Source organism: Streptomyces sp. SID3343 (assembly GCF_009865215.1).
Lineage (GTDB): Bacteria > Actinomycetota > Actinomycetes > Streptomycetales > Streptomycetaceae > Embleya.
Genome location: NZ_WWJX01000039.1, coordinates 23,317 through 33,949 on the forward strand (window position 1 = coordinate 23,317; position 10,633 = coordinate 33,949).

General features: G+C 72.0%; 6 protein-coding genes. All 6 read left to right on the plus strand.

Annotation, left to right across the window (positions count from 1 at the left end; genetic code table 11):
* Window positions 1–53: 53 nt before the first annotated feature.
* A complete protein-coding gene (locus GT354_RS01420) occupies window positions 54–695 on the plus strand; it encodes a lysoplasmalogenase (RefSeq protein ID WP_161354293.1) in 642 nt (213 codons plus the stop codon).
* A gap of 307 nt (window positions 696–1,002) precedes the next feature.
* Window positions 1,003–3,903: a leucine--tRNA ligase gene (leuS, locus tag GT354_RS01425; protein ID WP_161354294.1), complete on the plus strand. Its 2,901-nt coding sequence runs from the start codon at window positions 1,003–1,005 to the stop codon at window positions 3,901–3,903.
* Window positions 3,904–4,360: 457 nt separating this feature from the next.
* Window positions 4,361–4,993 carry a hypothetical protein gene (locus GT354_RS01430; protein ID WP_161354295.1) on the plus strand — a complete coding sequence of 211 codons (633 nt, stop codon included), beginning with the start codon at window positions 4,361–4,363 and terminating at the stop codon, window positions 4,991–4,993.
* Window positions 4,994–5,383: 390 nt separating this feature from the next.
* Complete coding sequence (locus tag GT354_RS01435; protein WP_161354296.1) at window positions 5,384–6,229, plus strand: DegV family protein; 846 nt, start codon at window positions 5,384–5,386, stop codon at window positions 6,227–6,229.
* Window positions 6,230–6,767: 538 nt separating this feature from the next.
* Window positions 6,768–7,541, plus strand: a complete 774-nt coding sequence (locus GT354_RS01440; protein ID WP_161354297.1) for a ComEA family DNA-binding protein — start codon at window positions 6,768–6,770, stop codon at window positions 7,539–7,541.
* A 616-nt stretch (window positions 7,542–8,157) separates the two neighbouring features.
* Window positions 8,158–10,633 (plus strand): ComEC/Rec2 family competence protein (locus tag GT354_RS01445; protein ID WP_237534264.1); only part of this gene is annotated, 2,476 nt, incomplete at its 3' end.

Consider the following 10,633-nt stretch of genomic DNA (forward strand, 5'->3'; position numbering starts at 1 on the left):
GGGTCGAACGAGTGGGCGAATGGTCCGGTTTCCGGCAAGTAATGTCGCCGGACGTGACCCTCACCGCCTTACTCGTTCTGGTGCTCGCGAGCCTGCTCGCGGTCGCCGACTGGGTGGCCGTCGCGCGGGAGCGAATCCCGCTCGCTCGGCTGCTCGGGCCTGCGGTGATCTGCGCCCTCGTGGTCGTCGTCTGGTCGTTCGACGACGTCGACGGGGCCTGGCGCGCGCTGTTCAGCGTCGCGCTCGCGCTCTCGCTCGTGCGCGACGTGCTCGCGCCGCGCTGGTTCGCCGGCGCGGTCGTGGCCTCGCTGTTCGCCCACGTCGTCTACGTCGTGGGTTTCCAACGCATGGGCTGGTCGTGGCTGTGGGCCGCCGCGGGCATCGTGGTCGTGCTGCTCGCGGCGGGCGCGTACGCGGCGCATGTGGTCACCGGCGTGCGCGCGACCTCGCCCCTGTACACCGGGACGGTCGTCCTCTACGTCGGCGTCGTATCGCTGATGGTGGTCGCCGCCGCCGGGACGGGCCGGCCGACCGCGGTCGCCGGCGCGTTCCTGTTCTACGCCTCCGACACCCTGGTCGGCTGGAACAGATTCCGGGCGCCGACGCCCTATGCGCCGGTGCTGATCGCGGTCGCCTACCACCTCGCCCAGATGCTGCTCGTGCTGTCGCTCACGGTGGGTGCTCCCGGGCTGTGACCGTCCTGCGGTAACCTGAGCGCATGCGTGCCGTACTGCTGCTTACCGGGCCGCGCTGAGCAGACCGGGTGGAGGACCGCTCCCACCCGACTCGGCGCGGCGACCCCTCCTGTGCGAGGGGTCTTTTCGTTTCCCGGGTTGTTCTCGGGGGCGATTCCGGGGGCGTTGCCCGGGTTGAGTTCCGGGTCCTGTCCCGGGGCGACTCTCGGGTCGGGTCCCGGGGTCGGACCTCCGGTTGTTTCCCGGGGACTGCCCGCAAACCGGTATCCGGCAGCCGAGACTGCCCACACTTCGATGGTTGAGGACGATGACCGAGATGACGCAGGGCCCTGCCGGCAATGCCGACGCCCCGACCGAGCCCTACCGCTACAACGCCGCCCTGGCCGGCGACATCGAGAAGCGGTGGCAGGAACGCTGGGCGGCCGAGGGCACGTTCGAGGCGCCGAACCCGGCCGGCCCGCTGGGCGAGCCGGAGAAGGTCGCCGGACGGCCCAAGATGATGGTGATGGACATGTTCCCGTACCCCTCGGGCGCGGGCCTGCACGTCGGTCACCCGCTGGGCTTCATCGCGACCGACGTCTACGCCCGCTTCAAGCGGATGACCGGCCACAACGTGCTGCACACGCTGGGCTACGACGCGTTCGGCCTGCCCGCCGAGCAGTACGCGGTGCAGACCGGCACGCACCCGCGGATCACCACCGAGGCGAACATCGCCAACATGCGTCGCCAACTGCGCCGCCTGGGTCTGGGACACGACCAACGCCGCTCGATCGCGACCACCGACCCGGCGTACTACCGCTGGACGCAGTGGATCTTCCTGCAGATCTTCAACTCGTGGTACGACCCCGAGGCGCCGGGCGCCGACGGCGGCGTGGGCCGTGCCCGGCCGATCGCCGAACTGGTCGAGCAGTTCGAGAAGGGCACCCGGCCCACCCCGGACGGCCGCGCGTGGGCGGACCTGACCGGCACCGAGCGCTCCGCCGTGCTGGACGACCACCGCCTGGCGTACGTCTCGCAGGCCCCCGTCAACTGGTGCCCGGGACTGGGCACCGTACTGGCGAACGAGGAGGTCACCGCCGACGGCCGCAGCGAGCGCGGCAACTTCCCCGTCTTCAAGGCCGACCTGCGCCAGTGGATGATGCGGATCACGTCCTACGCCGACCGTCTGCTGGGCGACCTGGACAAACTGGACTGGCCCGAGCCGATCAAGCTGATGCAGCGCAACTGGATCGGCCGGTCCGAGGGCGCGAAGGTGTCCTTCGCGACGGACGCGGAGCCGATCGAGGTCTTCACGACGCGCCCCGACACCCTGTTCGGCGCCACCTACATGGTCCTGGCACCCGAGCACTCCCTGGTCGACGCGATCACCGCCGACGCGTGGCCCGAGGGCATCCCGTCCGTGTGGACGGGCGGCGCCGCGACCCCCGCCGAGGCGGTCGCCGCCTACCGCCGGTTCGCCGGCTCCAAGAGCGACATCGAGCGGCAGAGCGAGGGCAAGGACAAGACCGGCGTCTTCACCGGCGCCTACGCGACCAACCCGGTCGACGGCGCAAAGGTCCCCATCTTCATCGCCGACTACGTCCTGATGGGCTACGGCACCGGCGCGATCATGGCGGTGCCCGCGCACGACCACCGCGACTTCGAGTTCGCGCGCGCCTTCGAACTGCCGATCCGCTGCGTCGTACAGCCCACCGACGACCGCGACATCGCCGACACGAGCGAGTGGCCCGACGCGTTCGTGTCGTACGACGCCGCGCTGGTCAACAGCGCCGGCGAGGGCATCACGCTGGACGGCCTGGGCGTCGTGGACGCCAAGAAGGCCGTCACCGAATGGCTGGTCGCGCGCGGCATCGGCGAAGCCACGATCAACTTCAAGCTGCGCGACTGGCTGTTCTCGCGCCAGCGCTACTGGGGCGAGCCGTTCCCGATCGTCTTCGACGAGGACGGCGTCGCGCACGCGCTGCCCGAGTCGATGCTGCCGATCGAACTGCCCGAGGTCGACGACTACCGCCCGCGAACGTTCGACCCGAACGACGCGGACACCAAGCCCGAGACACCGCTGTCGCGCAACGAGGACTGGGTCACCGTCACCCTGGACCTGGGCGACGGGCCGCGCCCGTACCGCCGCGAGACCAACACGATGCCCAACTGGGCCGGTTCGTGCTGGTACGAGCTGCGCTACCTGGACCCGACCAACTCCGAAGCCCTGGTCGACCCCGAGGTCGAGAAGTACTGGATGGGCCCGAAGCACGAAGGCCACACCGGCGGCGTGGACCTGTACGTGGGCGGCGTCGAGCACGCGGTCCTGCACCTGCTGTACTCGCGCTTTTGGCACAAGGTGCTGTTCGACCTGGGCCACGTGTCCTCGTTCGAACCGTTCCACAAGCTGTTCAACCAGGGCTACATCCAGGCGTACGCCTACATCGACGAGCGTGGCATGTACGTCCAGGCGGACGAGGTCGCCGAGCGCGACGGGGAGTTCTTCCTGGGCGAGCAGAAGGTCAAGCGCGAGTACGGGAAGATGGGCAAGTCGCTGAAGAACTCGGTGACTCCCGACCAGATGGCCGAGGAGTACGGCGCGGACACGCTGCGCCTGTACGAGATGTCGATGGGCCCGCTGGAGATCTCCCGCCCGTGGGACACCCGGGCCGTGGTCGGCTCCTACCGCTTCCTGCAGCGGCTGTGGCGCAACATCGTGGACGAGAAGACCGGCGAGATCGTCGTGGTCGACGAGCCGGCCGACGAGGCCACGCTGCGCGCCACCCACAAGGCGATCGACGGCATGCGCCGGGACATGGACGCGCTGCGCTTCAACACCGCGATCGCCAAGGCCATCGAGCTGAACAACGCGCTGGTCAAGCTGCCGGCCGTGCCGCGGGAGATCGCGGAGAAGCTGGTCCTGATGGTCGCGCCGCTGGCGCCGCACGTCGCCGAGGAACTGTGGTCGCGGCTGGGCCACGGCGCCACGATCACGTACGAGCCGTTCCCGGAGCCGGACCCGACCTACCTGGTCGAGGAGACGGTCACGTGCGTCGTGCAGGTCAAGGGCAAGGTCAAGGCCCGCCTGGACGTGCCGCCGGGGATCGGCGAGGACGCGCTGCGCGAACTGGCGCTGGGCGACCCGTCGGTGGTGGCGGCGCTGGACGGCGCGGGGGTGCGGATGGTGATCGTGAAGCCGCCGCGGCTGGTGAACGTCGTTCCGGCCTAGAGGGTGAGCCGGGGCGGACTCGGAGTGGGTGGCCGAGTCCGGTTCGGCGGGGCTCGGTCGGGTCGGGCCGGGTCGGCTCGGCTCGGGTTGTCGGGTGGTCGGGTGGTCGGTCGCTTCGTGCGGCCGGCCCCTCGGGTCGCGGCCATGGGGTGATGGGTCGATCGCGCGGTGGTTCGGGGGTGCGGTCGGCCGGTGGCCTGGTGGGACCGTGGCTCGGTGGCTCGGTGGCTCGGTGGCTCGGTGGCTCGGCCGCTCGGTGGGCGGTGGGGCGTTCGTTCGTGGGTCGGTTTTGAGGCGGCGGTGCCGAGGCGGCGGTTACGCGCCGGAGTCGGGGCCGTTTCCGGTCGGTGACGATCGGTCGGGAACGCGGTGATTTCCGCCGCGTGCGTATCGAAGGGTCCGCACGGCGTTAGTGTGAGGGGATACCTTCCGGCCCCCACCAGGCAGGAGACGCCCCGTGACGTTCGCCGACGGTTCCTTGGCCACCCTCTCGACGGCCGACGGCGCCGAAGCCTTCGGCGCGGTCCTCGGCGCAGGGGTGCTCGCGTGTCTCGTGCTCGTGGGCGTCGTGGTCGGCCTCGTCACGATGCTGCGCCGCGCGGTGCGCCGCCGCATCGACCGGCACGCGCCCCAGATGCGGGGTCTGGTCGAGGACGCGGCGTCGAAGGCTCGTTCGTACACCCTCACGGGTGGCGCGGGCGAGGCGGCGCGGATGCGAAGTTCGGTGCGTCGTTCGCTCGACCAGACCCGTCGGGTCCTGGAGGCGGGCTACGCGCACGACGGCCAACTGTCGGACGCGGTCGCGCTGCTGCGTCGGCTCGACGGTTTCGCGCAGGCTCTCGACACCGATTTGCGGTTGGCCGAGCGTGAGCCCGACAAGGCCAGGGTCGACCGCGAACTGCCCACGCTCAAGGACCGCGCCGATCGGATCGAGCACGCCGCCGCATCCCTGCGGTGGGCCGTTCAGGATCGCGAACGCCACCTGGGTGAGGACGAGTTGGATCGGCTCGGGGTCGAGGTCGAGCGGGAGGCCGCGGCGTTGCGGGCCTACGCCGACGAGAACCAGACCGGTTCGAAGCGGCTGACCTGAGCGTTTCGCGGACGACGTGCCGTCGGCATACGGTCGGGTGCGCGTCGGTCGCGACGGAGGGCCTGTGGTCGGTCCGTGGTCGGTCTGTGGTCGACTCGCTGTCGACGGGTCCCGACGAAGGGACGCGTCTGGCACACCATGGCGCGCGCCACCCGCGGGTCAGGGCGTGGCAAGGTGACAGTGGACAGTGGTTGCCGGCGTGCGATTCGGGCACCCTGATTCGTACTTTTTTCGCGTGTTGATTCGTATGTCTTGATCACCATTTTTGACTTTTGATGTGTTTTTCAGCGGTGTCTCGCATCGGTCCGAGTCGGGGCCGTCGGGACACCCACCCCGCCCCCTGTCGTCTCACATTCGGGTGGTTGCCCGCTCATGCCGACGATGCCGACGATGCCGACCGATATCGCCGTGGTCACGGACTCCACGGCCTACTTGCCCGTGGAACTCGTCGAGCGGCACCGCCTGGTGGTGGTACCGCTCAAGGTCGTGTTGCGCGGCCGTCCGCTGGACGACGGCACCGAGGCCACCCCGACCCAACTCGTCGACGCGCTGCGCCAACGACGGATCGTGACGACGTCGCGGCCGGCGCCGGAGACCTTCGCCGAGACGTATCGCGAACTCGCCGAGAAGGGCGCGACGGGCATCGTCTCGATCCACATCTCCGGTGAGCTGTCCGGCACATACGAGGCCGCGCTCCTGGCCGCGCGCGACGCCGAGGTGCCGGTGCGGGTGGTGGACTCGCGCACGCTCGGGATGGGGATGGGCTTCGCGGTGCTGACCGCGGCCGAGGCGGCGGCCGACGGCGCGACCGTCGAGGAGGCGGCGGTGGCGGCGGAGAAGCGCGCGTACGCGACGGCGGGACTGTTCTACGTGGACACCCTGGAGTATCTGCGACGGGGCGGGCGGATCGGCGCGGCGGCGGCGTTCATGGGCACGGCGCTGGCGGTCAAGCCGCTGTTGCACGTGAGCGACGGGTTGCTCGCGCCGCTGGAGAAGGTACGGACGTCGGCCCGCGCGATCAGCCGGCTGGAGGAACTGGCCGTCGAACGAGCGGGTGCCGGGCCGGTCGACATCGCGGTACACCACCTGGCGAGCGCGGAACGGGCGGAGGCGTTGGCGGGACGGCTGCGCGAGCGGTTGCCGGGGCTGGGTGAGCTGTATGTGAGCGAGGTGGGCGCGGTGATCGGGGCGCATGCGGGGCCGGGGTTGTTGGCTGTGGTGGTTTCGCCTCGGTAGGGGTGGGCGGGTGGGTCCGGCCGGCCGTGGGGATGTGGGCTTGCGTGGGTGGTTTGGTCACCCACTTGGAGCAGGCCCTTCGGCAGGGGCGGCGATGTGGTCCGGTCACGGTCACCCACGTGAGGTAGTTCGCGTTTCCACAGGCGGGTAGTTGTCCACACCCTGCCGGCGAGCCGATCGTGAGCGGTGCCCGGCGACCTAGTTTCGGGACATGTCCGGACCGCCGTCACCGTTCCCGCCTCCCTCATCTCTCTCGCTTCCCTCCCCTTCTTCACCTCTCTCACCCCTCTCGGCTTCCTCACCTCTCTCACCTCTCTCGGCTTCGTCACCTTCCCCACTGCCACCAGGCCCGCCGTTCTCGGTCTGCTCACCTCGGCGTCTCTCGTTCTCGCCTTCGTCGTCGGGCTGGGGCTCACCGTTCTCGTCGGCGCGCGGTGTCGGAGTGGGCTCCGCAGTGCCCCCGCCGGTGGGGGTGGCGGCGGGAGCGGTGGCTTTCGCGTCGTCGGCGCCTCGGCCGGCCGCGGAGCGGGTCGAGGCGATGTTCGGAGCGCGTGGTGAGCCGTTCGCCCCGACGGCCGGGGAAGAGCCCGGGTTCGCCCGGGGGCCGGCGCGGGCTCCGGCGCCGGGCAGGCGGGTGGTCGAGGCGGTGGCCGACCGGATGCCCGCGCGGTTTCGGGTCGGGGTGGACCGGCGGGCGGTTGCGGCGGTCGCGGTGCTCGCGCTCGTGGCCGTGGCGCTTGCCGTGGTCGGGTGGTGGCGGGCCCGACCGCAGAGCGTGGAGGCACCGGCGACGGCGGCCGGGGGTGTCTCGGCGGTCGTGGCGACAGGGCATCCGGTGACGGATCAGCCGGCGCCGACCCCGGCGGCTTCGGCAGTCGGCCCGATCACCGTCCATGTCGCGGGCAAGGTGGTCCACCCCGGTGTGGTGGTGTTGCCACCGGGGTCCCGCGTGGCCGACGCCCTCCAGGCGGCCGGGGGCCCGCTGCCCGCCGCCGACCTGGCGACCCTCAACCTGGCCCGCCCCTTGGCCGACGGCGAACAGGTCCCGGTGGGCGTGCCGGGTGTCCCGGCCGCCGCCCCCGGAGCCGTCCCGGCGGGCTCCTCCGCTCCGGTGGCCGGCCCACTCGACCTCAACACCGCGACGGCCGAGCAGCTGGAGCAACTCCCCGGCGTAGGCCCGGTCCTGGCCCGACAGATCCTCGAAAAGCGCATGCAACTGGGCGGCAGATTCGCCTCCATCGACCAACTCCGCCAGATCCGCGGCATCGGCGACCGCAAATTCGCCGACATCAAACCCAAGGTCCGGGTATGACCGGCGGCCGGGGAAAGCGACCGGGTCCAGGTCCCGGTGTATCGATCGGCGGAGTCTGCGCCGAGAACGCCGGTCCCGGTGATGGGGAGCATGGGTGCGGCCCCGGGCCGGGCACATCGGTCGACAGAGCCGGCGCGAAGAATGTTCGTTCCGGTGGGTTGGGGCGGCGGGCCGAAGCCGGCGTGCGCGGGTCGGTTGGTGACGTTCGACCGGACGGTGTTCATGCTGGGGGGCTGGGGCATCGGTTCGGGGCCGGGGCGCACGGGCCGCTGGATGAGGTCTGCTCGGACGGTGCTTGCTGCGGTGACCTGGAGAGTCGGTCCGGGATCGGGCCACGCTCGGCCGCCGCTCGGGTGCGCCCGCGGAACCTTCGTGCCGGTTGCCTGGGGAACCGGTCCGAATCCTTGTTCCGCTTGTCGGTGGGCGAGCGTTGCTCAAGGGGTGTCGATCGGGAGGCTGTCGGGGTCGAAGCGGAGGCCGATCTCGGCTTGCCGACCGTGTGGGTGACGGGTCGTCAGGGGGCCGCCGTGGGTCGAACGGTTGCAGCCGCGCGAAGGGCGTGGGGCAGCGGTTGGCGCGGGGGCCGGGCGTGAGCGGGCGGCGGAGGTGGGCGGGCATGGCCGACGCCCGGCTCGTGCCCGGGGCGGTCGGGGCCTGGGCGGCGGCGTGGGGTGCGCCGCTGGTGCCGTTGTGGGCATGCGTGGTTTCGGCCTCGGTCGCGGTGCTTGCCGCCGTGGTGCTGACGGCGTGGCGCCGGGCCGTGGCAGCGGTCGTGCTGATGTGTGTCGCGGCCGGCGGGACCGTGGCGGGGCTGCGTACGGCGGCCGACCGTTCCGGGCCCATCGCCGAGTCGGCGCGGCGTGGCGGTGAGGCTGTGGTCGAACTGAGCGTACGGAGCGACCCCGAGCGTCGGCTCACCCGCGTGCGGGGCAGCGAACTCGGCGCGCCTCCCACGGTGTTCGCCGCCCGGATCGAGCAGGTGGACCACACGCGCGTCCGTACACCCGTCGCGGTGCTGGCGACCGGGCCCGAGGCCGGATCCTGGCTCGGGTTGCTCCCGAGCACCCGGGTCCGGGTGCACGGCCGCTTCGTGTCCGGCAAGGGTGGCTCGGCCCTGCTCCTGGTTCGCGGCGCCCCGGAGCAGACCGCCGGGGCTGTTGCCCACCAACGCTTCGCGGGTCGACTCCGCGCTCGCCTGCGGGACGCGTGCGCGGATCTACCGCCGGCCGCGCGCGGACTGCTGCCGGGCCTGGTCGTGGGGGATACGAGCCGGCTCCCGGCCGACCTCGAAGCCGACTTCAAGACGACCGAATTGACCCATTTGACTGCTGTGAGCGGCACCAACATCACCATCCTGCTGGGCTTCGTGCTCTTCCTGCTCCGCCGCGGCGGACTACACGGTCGAGTCCTGCCCGTCGTGGGCGCGATCACGGTGGCCGCCTTCGTGGTCGTCGCCCGACCCGAACCCAGCGTGCTGCGTGCGGCGGCGATGGGCCTGGTCACCCTGGTAGCGCTCTATACCGGCCGAACCCGCCGCGGCCTGCCCGCGCTCGCCGTGGCGGTCCTGGGCCTCGTGCTGCTCGACCCGACTCTGGCCCGGTCGTACGGGTTCGCGCTGTCCGTCCTGGCCACCGGGGCGCTCCTGCTGCTCGCCCCGCACTGGACGCGCCGGCTCCGGGCCAGGGGGTGGCCCAAGTGGGCGGCGGTCGTGGTCGCCGTACCGCTTGCCGCGCAAGCCGTGTGCGGGCCGCTCGTGGTCACCTTCGCGGGGCGGGTCAGTCTGGTCGCCGTTCCGTGCAACCTGCTCGCCGAGTTCGCGGTGGCGCCCGCGACGGTGCTGGGCTTCGTCACTCTCGTCCTCGCATCGGTGTGGCTACCGCTCGCGCGCGTGGTGGCGTGGCTCGCGTCCTGGCCGGTCGGGTGGATCGCGGGGGTGGCCCGTACCGGCGCGGGCCTCCCGGGCGCCGCCGTCACCTGGCCGCCCGGTGTGCTGGGCGGGGTGGCGCTCGCGGCGATCACGGCCGCCGCGATCCCGGTGCTTCGCGTGCTGCGCAGGGACCGGTCGCATCCCGCGCGCCGAAGGACCGTGCCCGCGTGGCCGAGGGCCCTGGGCTCCGCGCTGCTCGCGGGCGTCGCCGTCCTGGTTTTGCTCCGCCCGCCGACTCTGGTCCAGCCGCTCACCGGTTGGCCGCCACCCGACTGGCACCTGGTGATGTGCCAGGTGGGCCAAGGCGACGCGATCGTACTCAACGCCGGGGCCGGCGCGGGCGTCCTGGTCGACGCGGGCCCCGACCCCCTCGCGGTGGACCGCTGCCTGCGCGATCTGGGTATCCACCGACTGCCGCTCGTGGTGCTCACCCACTTCCACGCCGACCACGTCGAAGGGCTGCCCGGAGCGCTCCGGGGCCGGGCGGTCGGTGAGATCCAGGGCACCGCCCTCGCCGAGCCGGCGGGCGAGGTGGCCCGGGTCCGCCGCTGGGCGGCCGCTGCGGGGCTGTCCCCGACGATCGCGCGCGACGGCGAGCGGCGGGCGGTGGCCAACCTGACGTGGCAGGTTCTCGCCCCACCCCCGACCGACACCGGCGGCTCGGCGGCCAACAACGCGAGCGTGGTCCTGCTCGCACAGCGCCGCGGCGTCCGCCTCCTGTTGACCGGCGACGTGGAAACCGAGGCCCAGACCGCCTTGCGCCCCCGCCTCGCCGGGCAACGCGTCGACGTCCTCAAGGTCCCCCACCACGGCTCCGCCCGCCAGGACCCGGCCCTCCTGCGCGCGCTACGCCCCCGTCTGGCCCTGATCTCGGTAGGCCGCGACAACCCTTACGGCCACCCGTCCCGCGCGACCCGAATCCTGCTCACCACAACCGGCACCAAAGTCCTCCGCACCGACACCGACGGCCCCATCGCCATCACAGGCTCCCCAACCCACCTGAAAGCGGTAGCAAGAGGCCCGAACTCCGATTCCCAAGCCGCCTCCACCGACCAGGCCAGGCCCGGCCCAAGCCCGAGCCCACCCCAACGACCAAGCCCGCCCTCAAGCCCAAGCCCGGGCGCACCCCCGACGACCGGGCCCGCCCTCAAGTCCAAGCCCGGGC